This is a genomic window from Candidatus Merdisoma sp. JLR.KK006 (assembly GCF_036941035.1).
In the GTDB taxonomy this organism is placed as follows: Bacteria; Bacillota; Clostridia; order Lachnospirales; family Lachnospiraceae; genus Laedolimicola.
Genome location: NZ_JAYMNS010000025.1, coordinates 20,488 through 43,134 on the forward strand (window position 1 = coordinate 20,488; position 22,647 = coordinate 43,134).

Annotated in this window: 20 protein-coding genes; all 20 read right to left on the reverse strand. The window is 38.1% G+C overall.

The window, feature by feature from the left end:
• Nucleotides 1-39: 39 nt before the first annotated feature.
• Nucleotides 40-1,107, reverse strand: a complete 1,068-nt coding sequence (locus VSQ61_RS16695; RefSeq protein WP_334345527.1) for a DegT/DnrJ/EryC1/StrS family aminotransferase — start codon at nt 1,105-1,107, stop codon at nt 40-42.
• Nucleotides 1,091-2,206: a non-hydrolyzing UDP-N-acetylglucosamine 2-epimerase gene (wecB, locus tag VSQ61_RS16700; RefSeq protein ID WP_334345528.1), complete on the reverse strand. Its 1,116-nt coding sequence runs from the start codon at nt 2,204-2,206 to the stop codon at nt 1,091-1,093. The genes VSQ61_RS16695 and wecB overlap by 17 nt, the downstream gene beginning before the upstream one ends.
• A 19-nt stretch (nt 2,207-2,225) precedes the next feature.
• Complete coding sequence (locus VSQ61_RS16705; protein WP_334345529.1) at nt 2,226-3,680, reverse strand: lipopolysaccharide biosynthesis protein; 1,455 nt, start codon at nt 3,678-3,680, stop codon at nt 2,226-2,228.
• A gap of 29 nt (nt 3,681-3,709) precedes the next feature.
• Nucleotides 3,710-4,810: a DegT/DnrJ/EryC1/StrS family aminotransferase gene (locus VSQ61_RS16710; RefSeq protein ID WP_334345530.1), complete on the reverse strand. Its 1,101-nt coding sequence runs from the start codon at nt 4,808-4,810 to the stop codon at nt 3,710-3,712.
• A gap of 23 nt (nt 4,811-4,833) precedes the next feature.
• On the reverse strand, nt 4,834-5,763 hold the full coding sequence (locus VSQ61_RS16715; RefSeq protein WP_334345531.1) for a glycosyltransferase family 2 protein: 930 nt from the start codon (nt 5,761-5,763) through the stop codon (nt 4,834-4,836).
• Nucleotides 5,750-6,865, reverse strand: a complete 1,116-nt coding sequence (locus tag VSQ61_RS16720; RefSeq protein WP_334345532.1) for a glycosyltransferase family 4 protein — start codon at nt 6,863-6,865, stop codon at nt 5,750-5,752. Before VSQ61_RS16720 ends, VSQ61_RS16715 begins: the two co-directional genes overlap by 14 nt.
• Nucleotides 6,862-8,073, reverse strand: a complete 1,212-nt coding sequence (locus VSQ61_RS16725) for an O-antigen ligase family protein (RefSeq protein ID WP_334345533.1) — start codon at nt 8,071-8,073, stop codon at nt 6,862-6,864. The genes VSQ61_RS16720 and VSQ61_RS16725 overlap by 4 nt, the downstream gene beginning before the upstream one ends.
• A 5-nt stretch (nt 8,074-8,078) precedes the next feature.
• Nucleotides 8,079-9,233 carry a glycosyltransferase family 4 protein gene (locus tag VSQ61_RS16730; RefSeq protein WP_334345534.1) on the reverse strand — a complete coding sequence of 385 codons (1,155 nt, stop codon included), beginning with the start codon at nt 9,231-9,233 and terminating at the stop codon, nt 8,079-8,081.
• Between the two features lie 41 nt (nt 9,234-9,274).
• Nucleotides 9,275-10,435 (reverse strand): glycosyltransferase, encoded by a 1,161-nt coding sequence (locus VSQ61_RS16735; RefSeq protein WP_334345535.1) that lies wholly within the window; start codon nt 10,433-10,435, stop codon nt 9,275-9,277.
• 20 nt (nt 10,436-10,455) lie between these two features.
• The gene (locus VSQ61_RS16740; RefSeq protein ID WP_334345536.1) at nt 10,456-11,025 is read right to left on the reverse strand and encodes a serine acetyltransferase; all 570 of its coding nucleotides are present in this window, start codon (nt 11,023-11,025) and stop codon (nt 10,456-10,458) included.
• Nucleotides 11,026-11,037: 12 nt separating this feature from the next.
• The gene (locus VSQ61_RS16745; protein ID WP_334345537.1) at nt 11,038-11,814 is read right to left on the reverse strand and encodes an AglZ/HisF2 family acetamidino modification protein; all 777 of its coding nucleotides are present in this window, start codon (nt 11,812-11,814) and stop codon (nt 11,038-11,040) included.
• Entirely contained in the window at nt 11,814-12,440 is a 627-nt protein-coding gene (hisH, locus tag VSQ61_RS16750; protein WP_334345538.1) for an imidazole glycerol phosphate synthase subunit HisH, read from the reverse strand. The genes VSQ61_RS16745 and hisH overlap by 1 nt, the downstream gene beginning before the upstream one ends.
• Nucleotides 12,437-13,591: an N-acetyl sugar amidotransferase gene (locus VSQ61_RS16755; RefSeq protein WP_334345566.1), complete on the reverse strand. Its 1,155-nt coding sequence runs from the start codon at nt 13,589-13,591 to the stop codon at nt 12,437-12,439. The genes hisH and VSQ61_RS16755 overlap by 4 nt, the downstream gene beginning before the upstream one ends.
• Before the next feature lie 18 nt (nt 13,592-13,609).
• Entirely contained in the window at nt 13,610-16,639 is a 3,030-nt protein-coding gene (locus VSQ61_RS16760; protein ID WP_334345539.1) for a sugar transferase, read from the reverse strand.
• Nucleotides 16,640-16,724: 85 nt separating this feature from the next.
• A complete protein-coding gene (gene loaP / locus VSQ61_RS16765; RefSeq protein WP_334345540.1) occupies nt 16,725-17,249 on the reverse strand; it encodes an antiterminator LoaP in 525 nt (174 codons plus the stop codon).
• Between the two features lie 236 nt (nt 17,250-17,485).
• A complete protein-coding gene (loaP, locus tag VSQ61_RS16770; RefSeq protein ID WP_334345567.1) occupies nt 17,486-17,992 on the reverse strand; it encodes an antiterminator LoaP in 507 nt (168 codons plus the stop codon).
• Between the two features lie 464 nt (nt 17,993-18,456).
• The gene (gene sigE / locus VSQ61_RS16775) at nt 18,457-19,197 is read right to left on the reverse strand and encodes an RNA polymerase sporulation sigma factor SigE (RefSeq protein ID WP_334345541.1); all 741 of its coding nucleotides are present in this window, start codon (nt 19,195-19,197) and stop codon (nt 18,457-18,459) included.
• A 46-nt stretch (nt 19,198-19,243) separates the two neighbouring features.
• On the reverse strand, nt 19,244-20,035 hold the full coding sequence (locus VSQ61_RS16780; protein ID WP_334345542.1) for a sigma-E processing peptidase SpoIIGA: 792 nt from the start codon (nt 20,033-20,035) through the stop codon (nt 19,244-19,246).
• 177 nt (nt 20,036-20,212) lie between these two features.
• Nucleotides 20,213-21,925 (reverse strand): glycosyltransferase family protein, encoded by a 1,713-nt coding sequence (locus tag VSQ61_RS16785; protein WP_334345543.1) that lies wholly within the window; start codon nt 21,923-21,925, stop codon nt 20,213-20,215.
• Nucleotides 21,885-22,559: a uracil-DNA glycosylase gene (locus VSQ61_RS16790; RefSeq protein ID WP_334345544.1), complete on the reverse strand. Its 675-nt coding sequence runs from the start codon at nt 22,557-22,559 to the stop codon at nt 21,885-21,887. Before VSQ61_RS16790 ends, VSQ61_RS16785 begins: the two co-directional genes overlap by 41 nt.
• Between the last annotated feature and the right edge of the window lie 88 nt (nt 22,560-22,647).

Genomic DNA, 22,647 nt, shown 5'->3' on the forward strand with positions numbered 1-22,647 from the left:
TTCCTCCATTCTGCCAGTATATCTGGCCTTATCTTTTTATTAGATCTTTTTATATTCGTCTATCCACCATCCACACGGCAGCGCAACAAAATGCTTATAAAACTCTTGTACCCCCGGCAATGTTTCTTCTTTTCCAAATACGGAATATACATTATTGTTTAAATGAACTCCCGATGCATACCAGCCCTTTTTCCTATAGGTCTGGATACATTTCCTCTTATCGGACGCCAATATTCCGAAAACCCAGTAATTTGGATTAATATCTCTTCTTTGCAATATCCTGATATCCTCCTCATCTATCAGTTCTTTTCTCCATAGCATTGCCTGCTGACGCTGAGCTTTCAAAATTCTCTCCATACTTCTCATCTGTTGTAAACCAATATAGGCGTTTACATCACTCATAGTCGCACTGTATCCGGTCAGTGTAATATCGCATTTTGCATTAATCTCACCCAAATCGTCCCGAAATTTTTTTCTGTCAATTCCGCAATCACGAATCAATTCCGCTTTTCTATACAGATCTGGATCTTTTATTACGATAGCTCCTCCGTCTACTGTATTCGGAATTCTTACTGCATTGAACGAAAAAATAGTAATATCCGTTCCGCAGTTTCCGACTTTTCTGCCTTTATATTCGCTTCCGAAACACTCTATCCCATCATCAATAACCGGAATTCCATATTCTTTTCCAATTGCATTAATTTCATCTATATATCCCGGATAGCCACAGAAATGATTGTGTACAATTGCCTTTGTTTTTGCATTAATCTTCTTTCTGATATTGTCAGGATTTAATGTCCCTGTATATGGATCAATATCCGCCCAGCGAACCTTGATTGCCTGTGATGCAAAAGGCTGTGTTGATGCCAGACACGCCATAGGAGACGCAATCACTTCATCAAACGGATGTATTTCCAACAATGAAATTACAACCGAAATTGCCATATGAAAAGAATTTGTTGCCCAGACATGTGCATCCTTCCCCAAAAACTTTTCAAGGTTCTCTTCAAAGGCTTTTGCGTATTTTCCATATGCCAATTGACCAGAATATAAAATATCATCCAGTTCTGGCAATGGCGGCATGTGTGGTTTATATAATGGAATCATCGTGAACTCCTTTCAATAAAATATCTGCTATTCTTTCACATGCATGGCCATCTCCATATGGATTTGATGCTTTGCTCATTCTCTCATAAGCTTCTTTGCTTTCAATTAATGTTTTAAAAGCTGTATATATTTTCGCTTCATCTGTCCCGACCAATTGTAAAGTTCCTGCTGCTACTCCTTCCGGCCGTTCTGTTGTATCTCGCATCACCAGAACAGGTTTTCCTAAGGATGGAGCCTCTTCCTGAATTCCTCCGCTGTCTGTTAATACAAGATAACTTCTCTCTAAAAAATTATGAAAATCCAATACATCCAGAGGCTCAATTATTTTAATTCTTTCATCCCCTCCCAAAATTGAATTTGCTGTTTCTCTTACCAGTGGATTCATATGAATCGGATAAACTGCCTTTATATCCGATGTTTCGTCTACAATTCTTCGAATTGCACGAAACATATTTTCCATCGGTTTTCCCAGATTCTCCCGCCTGTGAGCCGTAATTAAAATAAGACGGCTGTCACTGGCCCATTCCAAATGTTTATGAGAATACTTCTTCTTTACTGTTGTTCTCAATGCGTCTATTGCTGTATTTCCTGTAACAAAAATATTTTCTTCTTTTTTTCCCTCATTCAGCAGATTCTGTTTCGCTGTTTCTGTTGGGGCAAAATGATATCTGGCAATAATTGAAACCGCCTGTCGGTTAAATTCTTCCGGAAACGGCGAACGCAGATTATATGTGCGCAGTCCGGCTTCCACATGCCCCACTGCAATATTCATATAAAAACATGCTAAGGCTGTAACAAATGTTGTAGATGTATCTCCATGAACCAATACAACATCCGGCTCTTCCTTTTCCAGAACAGTTTTTACTTTTTCCAATATATTCTGCGTAACGTCAAACAGCGTCTGGCTGGCCTTCATAATATCTAAATCATAATCCGGAACAATACGAAATATCTCTAATACCTGATGCAGCATTTCCCTATGTTGCCCTGTAACACAAACCACTGTTTTCACATTTTTTCTTTTCTTTAATTCGTTTACTAATGGACACATTTTGATGGCTTCCGGCCTTGTTCCAAAAACCAGCATAATCTTTTTCATCTAAGTTTTATCTTCTTTCTCACTTTTTCTTTAAATATTCCGACCCTATTTTCAAAACATAAAAATAATTTTTATTTTTACCTATATAAGACATTAATATATAAAACCCTGCTCCTATAAATAATTGAAGCAGGAAAATAAAACCTGTATTCAACTTCACCGTCCCTACACCAGCTACTATACATCCCATAATAAAAGACATAAAAAAAGAAGCCCCAACGTCTTCTAACTGTTCTCTATACTGATATCCAAAAATTTTCTTATTAGCTGGTATATTTACTACTGTTGATACAATCTCAGCCCCTAAACTTCCTATAATAATTGCCAAAACACTGTGAAAAGAAAAAACAGTAATTAACAATATAATCGTCCCAAATACCTTCTTAATAATTTCAAGCTTTAAATATAAATCACTCTTCCCCAAAGCCTTCATTGCCTGTAAACTGGCTGTTTGAATCGGCTGCAATAAATAAACCAGGCACATAATCCTTAAATAAGGAACGCAGGGCATCCATTTGGAGGTAAGAACAACTTCTACAAATGTATCCGCTATTGCTGCAAATCCGATTAATATTGGTGACAGTATATATGATCCAACACTAATAGCTCTTCTGGTTATTTGTTTCACTTTTTCCAAATCATCCTGGCTTTCTGCTATTGCCGGAAATAAAACCTTCGATATAGAAGTATTTACATTTGTAGAAATCAGGCTCGGAAATTGCCTCCCTTTATTGCTGTACGCCAAATCCTCAGAAGAAAATTTCTTTCCAATTATTAAATCCTGAATGTCTACATATAAAGTAATCATCAAAGAAGTGACAAGTATTTTCCAACCATATGAAAGCAGTCCTTTCATTCGTCTGGCTGAAAATTTTCTTTCCGGCCTCCAGCGAACAGTCATCCATAATATCACTGTGTCCATCAAAGCATTTGTTAAATACTGTGCAACCAACGCCCATACACCATATCCCTGATATGCCAATAAAATTCCTATAATAGCCGAAAAAACTGTCCCCCCCAGAGTGGCAAAAAAGAATTTCTTAAACTCCATTTTTTTTGATACAAATGCCTGTTGTACAGAATTTATCCCTGCCACTGGTATACGCAACGCCATAACCTGCAATACAGGCTCTAAGACTTTCATTCCATAAAACCATGAAATAGGCTTTGCTAAAATAAATATTATAATATAAACAATCAAGGAAAATACAATATTAAAATAAAAAACAGATGAAAAATCAAGCTGATCTGCATCCTTTTTCTGTATCAAAGCATTTCCAAGCCCTCCAACAACAAAATTGTCTGCTATTCCAATAAAAATAGTGACAATTGAAATGACTCCATACTCTTCCGGCAAAACCATCCGGGCTAAAATAATTGTCACAATGAGACTAACAAACTGGGCTGCCACTCGCTCTGCGTAAGTCCAGGCTAATCCGCCAATAACCTTTTTTCTGATATTTTTACTGTCCATATACTCCAAATCCAATCAGCAATAAGATTTTACCAGCCTCTTTTTATAATATCTGCAATTCTTTCCCTCTCTTCTTCACCTACCCACCAACCGCAGGGTATATGAACAAATTCTTCATAAAATTTATCTAAATTAGGCAGTTCGCAATGCGATGATTTAAATACACTGTGTGTATCACTTCTATGATGTAAAGGAGAGGCTGTAATTCCTTTATCCTCCAATGCTTTCATAAACTCTGTTCTCTGTTCAACTTTTAATGTATACAGCCAATAAGATGGTTCTGTATATTCATAATATGGGATTAGTGTAATTCCTGGTATTCCCTTTAGCTTTTCATCATAGTATTTGCCATTTTCTATATGTTTTCCAATAATCGTTTCCATATGTTTTAGCTGAACCTTCCCCATAGCAGCAGTTACATTATTCATTCCGTATTTATAACCAGGACGTTTTATATCATTCTTTAATCGGCTGACAGACTTGTCCAGCCCAAACCATCTGAGTTTTTTTGCTTCTTTAAATTCATTTTCTCTCTTTAAGCATAATGCTCCCCCATCTACAGTTGTCATATGCTTTATAGCTTGAAAAGAAAAGCATGTATATGGAGAATAGGCTCCTATCATTTTCCCTCTATATTTACCTCCCAAAGCATGTGCTGCATCTTCAATGATTGGAATATGAAATTCCTCTGATATTTTATGAAACGCATCTAAATCGCATACCATTCCTGCATAATGTACTAGCATAATTGCTTTTGTCTTTTCCGTTATTTTGCTACGGACATTTTCTGGAGACAAAAGTCCTGTATTTATATCTACATCTCCCCATATAACCTTTGCTCCCGTTAATGCAATTGTAGTATTCGTCGGTTCAGCTGTCATTGCCGTACTAATTACTTCATCTCCTCTGTCTACACCAATAAGTTCCAAAGCAATATGCAAGGCTGCCGTCCCTGAATTTAAACACAGTAATAAAGGATTTTGTACAAAGCTTCCAAACTGCTCCTCAAATTGATAAACTTCTTCCCCCTCTGCTATATATCCACTATACAGTATCCTCTCAATCTCAGGCATCATCTCGCTGGCCGGTGCAATATAAGGTTTCACCAATGGTATCATTTTTTTCATCATCAAATAGTCTCCTTCTTGTTTAATTAGATCCACAAACCTTGCGGCAATGTCATTTTCCCTCTGAACCCATTTAATGCTCCCTTTATTCTCATCTTAGCATTTTGAATCTGTTCAGATTTAAACCCACTTATTACTACTATGCGTAATGAAGACAATATTGTATAAGACAGCATATACATTCCACGCCCTATCCCATAATGCTTTCTGGCTATGTATGTATTATTTCTGTCTATCAAAAACGGAACATAAGGGGAACGTACACTGCGCCCTGGTTTATTAATATGCTGATGCCACGCCAATGCATGTGTATCCACTGCAATCTTATAACCTTTTTTGTGTATACGGATACTTGTGTCAACCTCGTCAGCATACATAAAAAGCTTCTCATCCTGCATACCCAGTTTCCTGTAGATACTGCATGGAACTATATTCATACCTCCAGCCATAGCTTCGGTTTCAATTATTTCCTCCATAAAATTATTCTCATTGTATTGTTCACCGGCACAAAATCCATGCATTGCATAATGCTTATTAAAATGGTATCCGACACCATCTATGATCATAGAATCTTTTTTGAGAATCACTGGCCCAATCATTGCAATTGAAGTATCTTTCTGTAATACTCTATACATTCGAAGAACATCTTCCGAACGAATCTTCATGTCATTGCCGATTAGCATAATTGTATCCGCCAAATTATTTTTTATCACATACTTGATTGCCTCATTATATGCATGTGTAGATCCCAAATTAATGCCTAATTCCAAAAGAATTGCTGTTGGGAAATAGCTTTTTACTTTTTCCAAAAAGGCGCTTTCTGAACCATTATCTGCAATAACAAGTAAATCAACTGCATCTTTATAAAACTGGTAGTTGTCATACCATTCCTTTATTTTATAATCATCATTATAACTAACCACAATCGCTGCAAGTCCCACATTATCTCTTTCCATCTGTGACCTTCCTTATCACTTTTAACCAATTTTCTTCCCATTTTTCATGTGAAAAGCTTTCCTTTACAGTAATATAAGCATTTGCTGCAAGCTTCTTCCTCAAATCCGTTTCCGTGAGCAGTTTTATCATTGCTTCATAAAGCTCATCTGCATCTGGATCAATCATCAATCCATTGAATCCATCCAATATAATATTTGTCATGCCACCTATATTGGTTGCAATAACGGCACATCCTGATGCCATCGCTTCAAGCAGTGATAATGATGTTCCCTCTGATCCAATTGTGGGAACAATTGCAATATCATGCTGTTTATGAATTTTAATGCTGTCATCCGAATTATAATTTGTAAAGGAAATACTTGTACATCCCTTAAATTTTTCCTCCAGCCATGCTTTATCCGGCCCATCTCCTGCTATAGTAACAGCAATATTTTCCCTTTTTTCCAAAATTCTTTCTAAAGCATCTGCAAACAATTTTGTTCCCCTATATTCAACAAGTCTTCTTGCAAATATAATCTTAACTACATCAGAATCAGCATCCTTTTTTGTGAAATCAGGAATCTGGGTAAAATTAGGAACAACGTAAAATCTATTTGATATATATTGCACCTTTGTCCGATACCAATTGATGAAGTTATAGTCAACACATACCAGATTTTTACACAGAGAATATCTTCTGAGTTTAACAGCAATCCGCACAATATCTTTCAGAATATGAATAAAATTGCCTATTCTATTATCTACACCATATGTCACAATATCCCAGCTTACCCCATGTTGTATTCCTATAACTTTTTTGTATGCAGTATTTACAATATCGTAATCTGTAGCAAATATAAGCAGATCAACATTTACATCACCGTCATCTTCCGCAAATTCTACAAGCTTTGAAATTTTGTTTTTTGCACACCATTTTCCCTTAACTTCTATCCCATCCTTTTTTATGTGAAAATCCTTATCAGCAAATTGATATACAATTGCCTCCATTTGATGTTTCATTGTTAGATAACATAGATTCTTTATATAAGTTTCGATCCCTCCTATAACATACTCTTTGCCATCTGATGTTAAAAAATTTCCAAATATAATTCTTATTTTCATATATGTGCTTCTCTTTTCATATTGTTTACATTCCCTATGCTCATATAATATCCTATAGCAAACCACAGACCAAGGCACTGTAAATAGTAGCCTGAAAACAGACCCTCGACCAAACTGATTAATAAAATCAAATTAACAAAAACAGCTTCTTTGTCATTGTTTAATCTGATTTTTTGTTTCATCCAAAATGCCAGCAGCATAAATATAAACAAGCCTGTTAACCCCATCTCACAAAGTAAATCAACAAAGAAATTATGAGAATAAAATCCTATCTTATACCAGACGCTTCCTACTCCATTTCCCAATATCGGATTTTCAATAAACGCTGAAATTCCTTCTCGATATAATCTTCCTCTGACCTCCCCGTCTAATGCAAGAGAAGGGTTTGTAAAAAACACAAGTATCGTCTGATAAATTCTTGTATTTACTATTCTGGTAATAATTTTCGAAAAATTGAACACGAAAACCACTAAAAATGCTGAAATTAACAATATCTTCTCTTTTTTGTTCTTGGAGTAAACCAAAAAGTAAATTATGAATAATCCCGCTAATACTGCTCCCCCTCTTCCATTGCTTCTTATAACAAAAAAAGAGTTTAATAACATTCCCAATATACATATCGTTTTTGATACACGTTTATTACGTAAAATAAAAAAATTGCTCTCTCTGTCATAATTCATATATACATAGCCAAAATATATCAAGGCTGTAGCTGATATATACGCCAGCTGCTGATAATTTGAACCATAAATTTCAAAAAATGGTGCATTGGAAACTATAACAATCAAAGAAGAAATTGTATACAGAATCCCAACACCTATAATGCAGGATTGTAAACGCATGTTTCTTTTTTCCAAAGCAAATATTGTTCCATACAGACCGGCCGGGACAGCAAAAATCAAGAATTCAATTATAGCCTGTATTGCACCGCTGCCTGATTGATTGCTATAGAGAAGAATTGTAATCAAAATCAATATTGGGATTAACATGATTACTGCAAAAAAAACAAGCGTTCTTGTCTTATGATATTTTCGAATCACATATAAAACAGCCCATAATGCAATTCCAATCAGTCCAATTCTGTATGGTATTGAAGTATTCCCGTCTGACAGTCTTAAAATCGGCATCCAGCTTAAAACAAAAAAAGCAGGATTAGATCCTGCAATAATAAGTATTTGCTTAAAGTAAAAATTATTAATCATTCTCATAAAAATTATCCATTTAAACTTTCATATGCAATTGCACTATACAAAAACTTGTTTTTATCCTCAGAGCATGCAGCTTTGCTCATACTACTGTATATATGCTTATTATTTACAATATCAAAAATTGCTTCTGTTATTTCTTCTTCACTGTCTTCCTTCAAAAACCTGACATTTCCTCCCAAGTCAACATGATGGGTGCCCTCCCAGTCCTTGACTACCATTGGGATCCCCTGCGCTGCTGTCTGCTCCCAAAATACAGAATGCCTTCCCGGAAATACAGCTAAATCTGCCGCCGCAAATATTCCATATGAATCCTTCGAATCAATCCATCCTATATATATGATTTTATCTGGAACAAGTAATTCAGAAAATGATTGCATAAGCTCATCAGCAACTGATCCAAATATTAATAATTTCAGGTTCTTAATGTTCAATTTTAAAACGGACTTCATTAAAAGGATTGTCTGAGCTTTTGCTTTGTCAATCTTTCCACCTGTTACAATAAGAAAATCTTCTTCTCTAATATTATAATTCTTTCTGACAGCTTGTCTTGAATCTCTGGCTGTTGCTACCATTGTGTCATCGGCCCCCATCAGAAGAAGCTTACATTTGTCAGCAGGCAAACGATACATTTTTTTCAAGAAATCAACTCTTGCAGGTAATACACCGTAGAAGGAACTAACATATTTGTTTAATCTTCTGGCAATATACCTCCATATAATCCCATGCAAAATATTTCTCGACAACCAGTTAGTTCCGCTGTTAGAAAAATCCGCATGGCAATCCGCTATTAATTTTACACTAGTATGCTTTTTCATATATTTACATAAATCAATAGCAGAAAGGGTTTGAATATCATGTAACATAATAAAATCCGGATGGATTTCTTCTATTTTCTCATATACATTTCGCGCATATCGCATCCTTTTGGTAATAAACTCATTAAATATATTTACGAAATCGATCCGTTCTAATATTACGCCGTCATCCATTTCCTTTTTTACCGGCATGACATGGATGAGTTTCCCTTTATCCCAGGCATAACACACAGTAAGCATATATACTTCATGCCCCATTTTTTTATGATAACCTGGCAATAAATTTTCCTGATAGCTCATACCCTCTGTGTAATTCCCAGCTAATTGAATATGAAGAATTCTCATGCTGTCCTCCAAAAACTGCACTTTTAATGTGAATGTATCTCTTATCTGCTAATAACTGCTTCTCTTAATTTTGTATAAAACCATTTTCTTTTTTTCTGAAGATGACTTTTCGTATATTTACTTGAAACCTTCAAATTATCCATACTCATTTTCATCAATTCATCTGTTTTTTTTACCAAATACTCTATTTTATCTGCAAAACCTCTGGCATCATCTGTTCCAAATAAGTATTCCTCATCTATCAGTTCCGGAACTCCGGCAGTCGGCGAAGACAGACAGGGTAATCCTACAGACATCGCTTCAATAATAGTTCTTGGCAGCCCTTCCATTTTTGTAGGCAAAACCATTAAATTGCATGTTTTTAATGTACTCATTAATTCATCACGTTGCAGCTTACCCAAAAATTTTACTTTGTCCTGAAGACCAGTTCTTTCTACATATCTCTTATATTCCACGGCTTTGTTGCCATCACCAATAATAACAAGTTCTGCATCCACACCCTCTTCTATTATCAGTCCAAAAGCTTTGATAAGTGTATAATGCCCTTTAATATCTGAATTAATTGCATTACTGACATGAACAATACGAAATGTACTATCTGGGGAATACACAACCGGCTCTTTTTCTATGTCACTTTCATTAAGCTCAACAGATGAATAATATGTTGTAAATGCTCCTTTTGATGGTTTATAAATTCTTTGCAAATATTTTTCTGTTACATAGGATACCCCAGATGCTCTCCTGATAATTAATTTTGACATGAACACCGAAAAAATCCTCATATAACAAGGCATATCAACAAATGTATTCGGATCATTAACCATCTCCACCGCATATGGAATATTTTTTAAGTTACCAAATATGAATGTGAAAAATCCTTCAATCTGTGCCAATCTTAGTATGGCACAATCACAATTTCTGCATGATGCCCTATATATGCGGATCAGCTTGTTTAGGACAGACAGCATTTCCTTAAGTCCTTGATAAAAAGGTAACTCAATTACTGTAACTCCTCTTCCGTTTACTTTACTATATGCACCAGCTTCCGAACTTTTTATATCTTTTACCTTCGCAATCAGGCTCACTTCTTCAAATACGTTTAGATATCTTTTTATAAATTCATAATTATATATACTTGGTGCAAAGTAGTTCCCACTTTCGTCTTTATACAAATGAACATTATCCACCAGCAAAAGTCTCATTTTCGTCTCCTAAAACCATCTTAATCCAAAACTGGCAGGTAATCCTTTGACGGATTCTCTTTACTTCTAATCATACCTGGATTACCAATCACAACAGAATTGTCTGGCACATCAAAATCTACAAATGCTCCTGCTGCAATCAGCACATCATCACCAATCGTAATTCCTCCGACTACAGTAGCATTACAGCATATTACTACTCTCGATCCAATCTTCGGAGTACCCTCTCTTTTTCCGCTCCTAATGCTGCCAACAGTTGCCCCCTTAAATATTGTTAAATATTCACCAATTACAGCCTTTTCATTAATATTTATTCCATTTCCATGTGCAATCTGCAAGCCACCGCCTATATTTTTAAAACCAATTTCTAATCCATATCGGCAGACATATTTTCTTAATTTTATTCTGCAAATCCATTTTATTATATTTTTCTTTGAACAGGAAAATCTTCCATATAACATATACCTTAAATCTTTATTTGTTAAAATATGAAGCACCCCCCCTAACCTCCATTTTTCCTGGTACATCATATAATAATCCATAAAGAATTTGTTTAATTCATCTTTCCTGTTTTTAAATGCATCTCCCATTCTCCACACCGTCTATTGCATATCATACACTCCAGCCCCTATCAGTTCTTCTTCCTTTGGCATATTGATAAGCACTGCTCTATTTCGTCCATAAAATACAAACATACTCCCTGCGGCTGCAGCATCCGCATGGCCCTCTTCCAATACTTCCCTTAAATCTTCTACATGCCCCGCTCCTCCGTTCGCAATAACTGGAATATTCACGGCATCTGTTACACTTTTTACAAGCTTGATGTCATAACCATTCATGCTCCCCTCATTGCTGATACTGGTGAGCAAAATCTCTCCAACTCCCAGTTTCTCCGCATGTCTTGCCAACGCCACAGGATGAAGTGTTATCCGTTCTCTGCCATCTTCAATATAACAGACTGGTTTTCCAAAGAATTCGCTCTTTACATCTATGGAAGCAACAACACTCTGAGAACCTGCATAACACACTGCTTCTTTAACCAGCTTAGGATTTTTAAGCAATGCAGTATTAAATATCACTTTTTCAAATCCACAGCGAAACAATTTTTTTGCCTGCTCTATCTTGCAGATGCCGCCGCCATAGCTTAGAGGCATAAACGCTTCTGTTGCAATATCGTGAAGGAGCTCTGTATCCGGAGCTTTTCCATTTCTCGTCGCACTGATGTCAAGAATACACAGCTCGTCTACACCTTTATTATTAAAAATCTTCACCGCATTCATGATATCACCAAGATAGCGAGGCGCTTTAAACTTCTTTGTCTTTACCAGCATTCCATCCTCAAGAAGTAAGGTGGGTATAATCCTTGGTCTATGATACATCAATTACACCTCTCTACAAAGTTCTTAAGAATCCGAAGACCAAAATTGTGACTTTTCTCTGGATGAAACTGTACGCCATAGATATTTTCATTTCTAACTGCTGCTGTAAACTTATGTCCGTATACACAGGAGAGAATACTGTAACGCTTTTCACAAACAGCATAATACGAATGAACAAAATAATACCTTTGAGGAAACCGTATTCCCTGTGATAAAGGGCTTTCGTTTACTACTTCTGCCATATTCCAACCCATATGAGGAACCTTCAGTTTCTTCCCTGTATCACAGTCTATTGGATTATGAAAACGCTTATATGTTACTGGCATGAGAGCAAGTCCCTCTTTTTCTCCTTCTTCACTGGATATTCCTAACAGCTGCATGCCAAGGCATATTCCCAGAATTGGAATACCCTTCTTAGCAATATCCTTAATCACTTCAGCCAAGTTTCTTTCTTCCAGACTATTCATCCCCTGATCAAAGCTTCCAACTCCGGGCAGAATTAAGTGTGTTGCTCTATTCAATTCATTTGGTACATTGATTACTTTTGTCTCTGCACCTATCTTTTTAAGCATATTAACAATGGAGCCTACATTGCAGACTCCATAATCGATTACTCCAATCATCATCTGAATTTCTTCTTTTCTATCCCAAGCTTACGCAGTATCATTGTACCAATCTGTATCATACCCCAGGAATTTTTATAATCTTCAAAGGTTTTGTTCGGCCCGTCAATCATTCGTTCAAATTCTGTAGTACTAATACCTAACTTCTTTGCAATATATTCCTTATCCTCTTGCTGCATTTTAGGAGGATATGGATCTTGTTCCAACTCTTTTAGCGCCTCTTCTCGTGTGAGAGTACCTACTAAAATCTCATTAGAAAAATATACACGGCGCTTATCATAGCCAAACTTGTAGGGAAGATAATACCCTTCATACCAGCGAGTAAATACATTTTCATAATGCTTATTCTCATAAGCCTGCCAACCAAATTCCTTTTGTAAGAACCTTTTTACCTTCTCCTTATCATATTTTACAAAATTCAAAGGCGCTACGCGTTTCATCCCCCTAAGACATGTATAGTAACCACGGTACTTAAGTATACTGCACATGGGAAAAGTTTTTAATGGAACTGTACCAAACTTCCTGTGAATATCCTTAATAAAGGTTAAATCATTTTGATAAACCCACTCAATGGGTGGACGAATACATTCTGTAGCATTGTTCGCTCCGGTAAGCACATACTTTATCCCATTCTTCATCGCATAATTATAGAGTCCTGCAAAAATGGCATGATCCTGAGGCAAATCCTGATAAGGAACCTGTGCCTTGAAAAACGCAATCTGCAGATCACGCATTTCCCTCCAATCAACAACTTCGGTGTACATGTCAAGATCGAGAGCTTTTACAATCCGCTCAATATTTTCTACCGCTACATTAAGGTTCCATCCCGTATCTACGCAATAGATCAGCGGTCGAAGATGCATGATATTTTTTGCGATATAACAGAGATAAGAACTATCTACTCCTCCGCTCATTCCTATAATGCAGTCGTACTTCTTTCCTTTACCTGCTTTTCTGATTTGATATGAGATACGTTTTAGCTCATCTTTTCCCACAATTCCTTGTTTCCAATTTGGAAGGATGTTGTCAAAATAATCACTACAGAAATCGCAAGTACCCTTCTCATTAAATGTAATCCTTGAATCTGACGTGTCCATAACACAGTTTGTACATATCTGGTATTTTCTGTGATTATCCTTTACGCCTCTTGGCATTATCCTTTTTGGCACCTTTTAAGCCTCCAATTTTTTCTTATATTTTTCACTTTCTACTTGGAAATTGAAATATTTATCCATCTCATCCATAAGCTCTGTTTTATCATAATGCTTTTTTGCATATACCCTGCTGTTTTGGCTAAACTTTTCCAAACCTGAACTTCTCATAGATTCTATAGCTCTTACCATTCCTTCAACATCGCCAATTCTACAGCACACACCACACTTTGCTTCACGAATCACTCTTTCAGTTTCACCTTTTGCAGCAGCTATGATGGGCATTCCACATGCCATATAGCTCTGCAGTTTTGCTGGTATCGTCATCTCCCAAAGTTTTGTATTGCTAAAAGAAAGAAAGGCCGCATCGCAACCAGCAAGAAATAATGGGATCATTTCAGCCGGTTGTCGTGGAATTATAACAAATTTATCTTCCACGTCTCTGTCTCTAATGTCTCTCACAAGTTGTTCCTGATAACGGCCGTCTCCTATAATAACAAAGAGAACATCGTCTAATTTTTCTGCAATTTTAGGCAATATATCCAACCCCTGCGCTGTGCCAATATTACCAGTAAAGGCAATTTTAAACTTATCGTCTTCCGGAATAAAATCCGTATAGGTTGCCGTTCTAACCGCCTGCCTGTCCAGCGGTTTATAAAACTCCTCCGCATACTGTGACCAATAATGGACCTTTGACTTATTTACACCTCTCTTAACAATTTCTTTCACAAAGGTTGGACTTGTTGTAAAAATTTGCTCCGTATGGCTATAAATGTAATTTACCATAAAGTTTATAGGCTTAATTACAGCCGGATTGTGAATCCCTGTTACTGTCTCTACATTCTCTGGCCATAAATCCTGTACATAGAGGAAATGTGGTATATGATGTTTTTTTGCATACCAGCATCCAATGAGAGCTTGTGTCATGGGTGATACTTCAAAAGTGAATACGAAATCAGCTTTTACATCATTTTTAATATTCCACCACCACCCACTTGCTACAAACGAAAAGTAATTTGCAACCATGCCAATGCTGGTATTTCCTCTTGGAATAAGAGGAATTCGTATGATTTCCATTCCGTTCCATTGTTCATGTCTTTTATGTTTATAATCGTACCCCTCAAAAAATTTTCCCATTGGATAATTGGGTATTCCCGTCAATACTGTAACCTTATACCCTCTTTTTACCCACTCAGCTGCCATATCATTAATGCGGAATGTCTCAGGATGAAAATATTGGGAGATTACAAGAATATGTGGTTTATAGTTGTTCAAATTTTCTGCCTTAGAAGGATTTTCGATTTTTTTAATACTTTCTTCTAAAGAAGTCTTCTGATAATGAAGGCCTTCATATCTGCTTAGACTTTGACTATATACGCTATTTCCAAATGCCTTATTAACAAGACCTCCTATTTTTCCGTGAAGTCTCCCTGCAATCTTCACTACGGGAGATAGAATCCTTATATTATAAATCCTTTTTTCAGTTGCGTTGCTAATCAACTTTACAATTTCACTTGTATTGCTGTACTCCCTGTTCTGTGGGAAATAGATACCACCCTCTCCAGTTAGAATCAGTTTTGCAACAAACTCACAGAAATTTTCAATATAGAGCATGGAACGACAATTCTCAACTTTTGGAAAAAAAGGCAGTATTCGGGAAATTTTTTCTAATATTTGATAATTCCCTTTACTTCCCCGTCCATATATCATTGGAGGCCTAAGGACAGCAACCTTGAAACTCTCACTTGCAAGTTTTCTAACTCCTTTATCAGCCTGCCATTTTGAATCTCCGTAGAAATTTGCAGGGGAAGGTATCGTGTATTTATCTATTATCCTGATTTGCCCAACCGGAGCAGAATCGCCGTAGATAATCATGCTGCTCATAAAGATGAACTGCTTTACCCCTTCTATTTTTGACTTCTTACACACCTCAATGGCAAGATCTGTATTTACCTCATAGTACTTTTTCCGTTCCTCAGGACGCACTCTTCCTACATCAGCATGAGCTATTCCAGCAACATGAAAGACTGCATCATACCCTGAAAAGTCCTTCTCTCTCCACAAACTGTTAATCATGTCCACAGTTTCTATGGTTATATTAGGATAATGAATAGCGATGTAGGATGCAACACTCTCTCCAATATAAGAACCTGCCCCTGTAATCAGAACCTTCTTTTTTGCAGTTTTATTTACACAGAAGTGCTTATAGCATCCGTAATCCTCAAAACCAGCCTCTGAAGGCGTTACTGCCTCCACCGTATGGACATCTATGTTCAGCATTCCTGTGCCACCTTCGACAACTCCATCCTTCCGAAGAACTGACCCCACAGTACAAAAAAAACACTTTATATCTTGAAAAAAGGCTTTCCACCCGCCTTTGCGCAGACGTATAACATATTCCCCATCCAATCTCGCCTTTTCTTCTATCTCCAACTCATCTCTTCCATTAATCTGCGCCCACCCAGTCAACCCGGGCTTTACACCATTAGCCCCATATTTTTCTCTCTCAGCCACCAGATCCTCCTGATTCCAAAGAGCCGGCCTTGGGCCTATAATGCTCATATTTCCCACAAAGATATCCCATATCTGCGGAAGTTCATCCAGAGAAGTTTTCCGCAATATCCTGCCTACTCTTGTAATATATTGTTCCGGATCGGAAAGCAGATGCGTTGGCACATCATGGGGCGTCTCCATCTTCATACTGCGAAACTTATGAAGTAAGAAAAAATGATTATCTTTTCCTACCCGCTTCTGTGTAAAAAGAATAGGCCCCGGATCATCAAGAAAAACCGCAAGGCTTATAACCCCCAATATCGGTGACAGAAGCACAAGGCCTGCAAATGATAGGACTTTATCAATCAATGGTTTGAATCTCGATTCATACCATCCTCCATTATTTTGCAATTTAGAGCGGTTATCTTTTAAATACTCATTGCCATCGTCTATATTCTTTATATTTCTTTTCTTTCTCCCTATATAATTAAGAAAAACAAAAGCCCCCATAAGAGCTGCTATTCCTGTAATTATTTTCTTTCGACTGTTTTTAGCCATGATTTGCAAATCTCCAAACATTAAAATAAGCCGCAGATAACCACGGCTAATTCCTTTACAATTTTTATGTTGACTCTTTTTGCTTCTATTCCTTTTTTCCAACAATCTCTATTCCAAGATAGAGTGTTGTTTTTCGATTCATAAAATTTACTTCCACCTCTGCAATACGTTTATGAAGATTGATTTTCTTAATGTATCCTTCCATATTTTTCAAAGGTCCTGATAAGATCATTACGGCATCCTGTTCTGCTACTACCTGTGACAATCCCACCTCATTGCTTTCCCCTGTTTTACTTCCCATAAGCCGCTCTAACCAGTTTATTTCCTCTTCGCAAAGAGCTGCGAATTGCTCCCCGTCCTTTCCTAACAGCTTTGTAAGCAATGGCACTTTCCGCAATTCTAAATACAGCTCTTGAATAAAGTCACTTATGATAAATACATACCCTGGAAGCAATTTTTCATATTGCTCCTTCCATTCCCCATGAAATTTCTTTTTTACATGACGTATAGGATGAAAGCATCGTTCATATAATCCGCTTTTTACCCTTTTCTGAATCAATACCTCTGTTTTTTCTTCCATTCCCGGAGCCACTTGAATTACATAATACAAAGCTCTTCCTCCCATACATGCTGCATCTGAAAACAGCCTAAGGCATGCTTCGCCATCCACGCCTTATGGAACAACTCTCCATTGCCGCAGCAGCCTGTCTGAAAGTCCCCTAAAATGTTTCATGTGCATGAATAAGAACATTCCAGACATTAAATATGTCATACTTTAGAGACCCAGGTGCCCATGCTGCAAGAGTCCTCCTCCGTAATCCTAATTGTTGCTTAATGCCAAAGCTTTTAACTCTTCGAAACAATCTCCAACCCAACCTGTATCTCCCGAAAGCGTCCCATAGACGGCATCCCCACCCGGGCAATTCGCTTATGCCGGTCAATCTTTCGGATCAGGTTTTCTCTTCCCTGTAAAGGTCCCTCGGTCACTATGGTTTGTCCGTCTCTGATATAGCCGCGTGACATGCGTGAATGATGACATTCACCGCAGAAGGTTCGAAGAAGTTTCTCTTCTTCTGGTTCTACTTTGACCAGTTTCCCATCATTTTCGAATACAGAAATCACATTAGAATATCCCTTTAATTCCTCCATCAGCTGCTTTTCGTTCCTGCTTTCCAAAAACAAGTAATGAGGAAACAAAAGCTGGCGCTCCGTATGCCATGTACCACCATATCGCCGCATGCGATCATAAGTGAGCACAAAGGCATCCTCCAGTGCTTCTTTTGTCAAATGACGTCTGCACGCCTGAAGAAGTTCTTCCTCTTTTTGATTAGGACAATAGAGTACGTACCAGATACCAAGGACTCCTTTCTACCCAAAACAGATTGCTTTGCATAAAAATCCGTCTTAAATGGTGCTTTTTTCGTAGAGCATCTTACTCTACGTAAAATAGAACTACAGGTTCTCATTTCAACGTTCTTTATTATAACCAAATTCCTTGGATATTTCAATATGAATCGTAATTTTCTTTACTTTTGATATAATAAATGGAATTATATTACATTTATTTACTTTTCTGCAGTCTAAAATAAAAGGAATATTCTGAATTATTTGTAAAAATTCTAATTTTTATCCTGATTTTTCCTATTTGTCTATCTTATTTTTTCGTAGAGTAAGATGCTCTACGAAGAAATATCTCCCCCTCGGGGCAGACAGACTTTGTCCGGTAAGGTATATTATAATCTAAGAATAGGGAGATGTGATATATAAAAATCACTTCTCCCTACAATTTTAAAGCTTGCTATTATTCTTCATACATGCTACTCATACTTCAGAATCTCCTTCTTCAACCTCCGAATAATCTTCTTCTCCAGCCTGGATATATAAGACTGCGAGATTCCCAACAAATCCGCCACCTCCTTCTGAGTCATCTCCTGTCCCATCGGGTTCTTCAGTCCAAAGCGCAGCTCCACAATAGTTCTTTCCCGTTCCGAAAGCTTCTCAATTGCCTTGTCAAGAAGCTTCCGCTCCATCTCATTCTCAATGTCCCGGTAAATCACATCCTCATCCGTTCCGAGAATATCTGACAAAAGCAGCTCATTCCCGTCCCAGTCCACATTAAGCGGTTCGTCAATGGATACCTCCATCCGGGTCTTGTTGTTCCGGCGCAGATACATCAGAATCTCATTTTCAATGCACCGGGAGGCATAAGTAGCCAGCTTAATATTCTTCCCGCTGTTAAAGGTATTGATTGCCTTAATAAGCCCAATCGTCCCAATCGAAATCAGATCCTCCACGCCCACGCCCGTATTGTCAAATTTCTTTGCTATGTACACCACTAACCGGAGATTATGTTCAATCAGAAGCGAACGGGCCGCATTTCCTGTCTCGGTCCCCAACTCCTGAATGGCTCTTGCCTCTGCATCTGCCTCCAAAGGGGCCGGAAGGACCTCCGCACCTCCGATATAATGAACGTCATTCTGTTTTCCCATAAACATCGTGGAAAAATTCGGGACTAATTTTAACTGCACCTGGTTTGGAATTGCCACTTTAATCAGCATAATTATTTGTTTCCTCCTAAAACTGTTCTTGCCTTCCGGATATTCTTCAGTCCAAAACTTCCGGATGTAATATCATGTCATATTCTTTTTGGGAAGAAAGTGGTTCTTTTGTAATCCCGATAAGGGGCCGCTCAACTCGCTTTTCACTGCCGTCCTTCCTACGTATAGACAGGTAATCTGCAAAAAAAGCAGGAAGCATGCCATTTTGTTCCCCAATGCTGTGAAAGGGAACCATCTGATACATTGGTTCTTCTTCGCCGCAGAGCTCCCGCTTCCTGTTCGCTGTAAGAATACATACTGGCTTTTTAAAAATAGGATCTCGCAATTGATTGCCTGTGTCCAGGAGACCTTTTACAAGAATTTTTCTTCCATGAAAGCCTACCTCTGTCTCCAGAATATTCTTAAGACGGCTTCGGACTTCCATCAGCCATCCCATACAGGCCGAAAGCATCCAATAACTGATAAGTGTAAAGCCTGCAAAAGGATACAAGGGAAGCTTCACCTGATTCTGTACCCACTGAAAAATGCCTCCTAGCAAAAAGCTGCTTATGTACAACAGGATTACGGCTCTTCCACAGGTACGCCAATCCCTGATTCCAAGTCCGATCTTAACCATAACTGTGCTGAATATCACGTAGATGAGTAAACGTCCCACAAAGGCGCTCTCTATGGCAAATAGATATAATCCGCACACTCCTGCACTGCCGAGGGCCGCCCCTGCAAGCCTTCTTAACCGCCCTGCAGGACATTTGAGAATCCTTTTCAGGAGACTTAAAAGCAGGTAATCCGCCAGAAGATTCTCGAGAAATAATACATCTAGGTACAATTCATAGTACACAGTCCACCTTCTTTCTGTCCTTCATTATAGGGAAAAGCCTCTGCAAAATATGTCAAATACAGGGCATTCTCCGGCTGATTTGTCCTTGGTTTTTCGACAAAAAAATCCCTCCATAACTGAAGGGAAAAGTGGTGAATCTATATAACAAACGGAATAACGCAAAAAACAAGAGCTGTCTTACTTCTCGACAGCCCCTGTTTCATTGGCAAACAATAAAAGGCAAATAGGAACCACAATCACACTATTAAAATGAAAAAACCGATAGGTTGGTCCGCAAAGCAACATCATTGTGCCAAAACTATAAGTCAGCAACGACAGCGGGATGCACATAGCCTTCCATCTCTTTCCCTTTTTTATAAATACAAACAAAGTGCATAAAATCATTGCCAGAAGGTGCAATCCATTATAAGAAAAGAGAATATCAAAAGGACTATTCATAACCCAATTATCAAAATCATTTAAAACTATCTGCAACGGCCGGCGGTTCTCCACATAAGAAAATCCCCATTCATTTTCATGAAGTTGAAATTCCAAATCCTCATGCCATGGAGTAGCTCCCCGGATATCCCATGCCATACGAGTTACCTGATAGAATGCTTGTAAAGAAAGTCCCGGCGCATTGCCTATGGTGCGAACCATAAGCTTTAAAAAATCTGCTGGTTGTGTCTCACGAACAACTATATTAGCATTTGATACAAATTTTAAAGAATTGTAATTTCCCATTTCATAGGTCTTCCAACGTTCTTTTGGACCAATGGAATCCAAAAGCTCTGCTGCTTCTGGCGGAAGGCTCTCCGGAGCTGTCTCATGAATATTACAGAGGATCGTCATGGGAACGCCAACCCTCTCCGCATAAGTCTGTTTGGGGCGACTGGCTTCTACCAGATCATATACTGGATATTTGATTACCAGCATCCCAATTAGCATAAGAACCAGAGAAATCACACTCTCCCTACGTATTTCCCGAAAAAAAAGAATCGTAAGTACCAAAAAAGGAATGGTAAATAGAATGCTATTGTGGCGTACCATAGAAATGGAAATCAACACCAGAATCCAAACCGTCAGATTTCTTCGTTTTTTTAACCATGCCCCATTGCTTAGCCAGGTATTCAGCAAATACACAGTAAACAATAGCATAAACAAAGTTAATGCACTGTCTTTCCACATAAAAAGCAGAAGTCGATGAGTCTGGGGATTTGCTGCCAAGAAAAATTCTGTCAGTAACAGACTCCAAACCGGAAATCTCCATTTTGCCATAGTTACAATCAGATAACCACAGAGCAAACTATAAAGAAAAAGCTGCATAAATACGGCAAAGCCATAATGATTCACTATTTTTGTAAAAAAAGCAATGATAAGCGTGTGAAACACCGGATGCCAAGTATCATATTGACTGTTCTGAATCTGCCACCATTGATCCAGATTATCCAAATCAAAGGAGCCTGGAAAATAGGTATAATAGTATACCATCAGCCAAAGGAAGGTCACACCGGCCCCCATCAAAAACCATAACCTAATCAGTCTTAAGCACTGCTTTCTCTCTTCTGTTTTGCCCCCTCCTAAAAGCCTGTTCTCTGTAAAGCCTTCCCATGTTCCAGTCGTAATCTTCACTAAAAAACAGCGGTAAGCCCCCCACAATAACAGAACATAAACAGGAGCCAGCATCAAAAGAGCCGTCAAAATCTTGACCTTCCAATACTTTGTATCCATAGGGATGGTCTCCATCATCTCTGGGAGCATCCACAATAAAATCACTATGTAAAGAGTAACTACAGCAGTCAAAAGCAGGAATATAACCCGTATTCCCTTCTTTTGCCCAGCCAGCCACTGCCTCACTGCCCGATACTGATTACACATTCTCAATCTGCCAATCAATAGGCGTAAGCCCATTCTTCTCCAGAAAATCATTGGTCTGACTAAAGGGTTTGCTGCCAAAGAAGCCCCGGTAAGCAGACAAAGGACTTGGATGGGGCGCTTTCAAAATCAGATGCTTCGGGTTATGCAGCATCATAGCCTTCTTCTGGGCCGGACTTCCCCACAGAATAAAGACAATCGGCCGATCCTGATCATTAAGAATCCGGATAGCTGCATCTGTAAATTCCTCCCATCCCTTACCCCTGTGGGAGTTAGCCTGATGAGCCCGTACTGTCAGTACCGTATTCAGCATCAGCACACCCTGCTTCGCCCATTTGGTCAGATACCCATTATTGGGAATATAACAGCCCAGATCATCATGAAGCTCCTGATAAATATTTACCAATGACGGAGGAATATCCACATCCGGCTTCACAGAGAAACAAAGCCCATGTGCCTGTCCGTCATTATGGTACGGATCCTGTCCCAGAATCACTGCCTTTACTTCACTGAGAGGCGTCAGATGAAAGGCATTAAAAATATCATCCGCAGGAGGAAATACCTTCCTTGCAGCATATTCTTCCTTCACAAATTGAAACAGCTCCGCATAGTAAGGCTTACGAAACTCCGGGTTTAAGGGCTCCAGCCAATCATTTTCAATCATTCCCATAATCTTTATCTCCTGTTCTTTCCTGCAGTTCTGCAATCATACGACTTGCATACCTTTTGTACATTGCTGAATTTATTACGATTGCCGC

Bases quoted from the DNA above. Each gene is read 5' to 3' on its own strand.
- VSQ61_RS16695 (WP_334345527.1), bottom strand. From the start codon at position 1,107: ATGATTCCATTATATAAACCACACATGCCGCCATTGCCAGAACTGGAT.
- wecB (WP_334345528.1), bottom strand. From the start codon at position 2,206: ATGAAAAAGATTATGCTGGTTTTTGGAACAAGGCCGGAAGCCATCAAA.
- VSQ61_RS16705 (WP_334345529.1), bottom strand. From the start codon at position 3,680: ATGGACAGTAAAAATATCAGAAAAAAGGTTATTGGCGGATTAGCCTGG.
- VSQ61_RS16710 (WP_334345530.1), bottom strand. From the start codon at position 4,810: ATGATGAAAAAAATGATACCATTGGTGAAACCTTATATTGCACCGGCC.
- VSQ61_RS16715 (WP_334345531.1), bottom strand. From the start codon at position 5,763: ATGGAAAGAGATAATGTGGGACTTGCAGCGATTGTGGTTAGTTATAAT.
- VSQ61_RS16720 (WP_334345532.1), bottom strand. From the start codon at position 6,865: ATGAAAATAAGAATTATATTTGGAAATTTTTTAACATCAGATGGCAAA.
- VSQ61_RS16725 (WP_334345533.1), bottom strand. From the start codon at position 8,073: ATGAGAATGATTAATAATTTTTACTTTAAGCAAATACTTATTATTGCA.
- VSQ61_RS16730 (WP_334345534.1), bottom strand. From the start codon at position 9,233: ATGAGAATTCTTCATATTCAATTAGCTGGGAATTACACAGAGGGTATG.
- VSQ61_RS16735 (WP_334345535.1), bottom strand. From the start codon at position 10,435: ATGAGACTTTTGCTGGTGGATAATGTTCATTTGTATAAAGACGAAAGT.
- VSQ61_RS16740 (WP_334345536.1), bottom strand. From the start codon at position 11,025: ATGGGAGATGCATTTAAAAACAGGAAAGATGAATTAAACAAATTCTTT.
- VSQ61_RS16745 (WP_334345537.1), bottom strand. From the start codon at position 11,814: ATGTATCATAGACCAAGGATTATACCCACCTTACTTCTTGAGGATGGA.
- hisH (WP_334345538.1), bottom strand. From the start codon at position 12,440: ATGATGATTGGAGTAATCGATTATGGAGTCTGCAATGTAGGCTCCATT.
- VSQ61_RS16755 (WP_334345566.1), bottom strand. From the start codon at position 13,591: ATGCCAAGAGGCGTAAAGGATAATCACAGAAAATACCAGATATGTACA.
- VSQ61_RS16760 (WP_334345539.1), bottom strand. From the start codon at position 16,639: ATGGCTAAAAACAGTCGAAAGAAAATAATTACAGGAATAGCAGCTCTT.
- sigE (WP_334345541.1), bottom strand. From the start codon at position 19,197: ATGCTGATTAAAGTGGCAATTCCAAACCAGGTGCAGTTAAAATTAGTC.
- VSQ61_RS16785 (WP_334345543.1), bottom strand. From the start codon at position 21,925: ATGGGCTTACGCCTATTGATTGGCAGATTGAGAATGTGTAATCAGTAT.
- VSQ61_RS16790 (WP_334345544.1), bottom strand. From the start codon at position 22,559: ATGGGAATGATTGAAAATGATTGGCTGGAGCCCTTAAACCCGGAGTTT.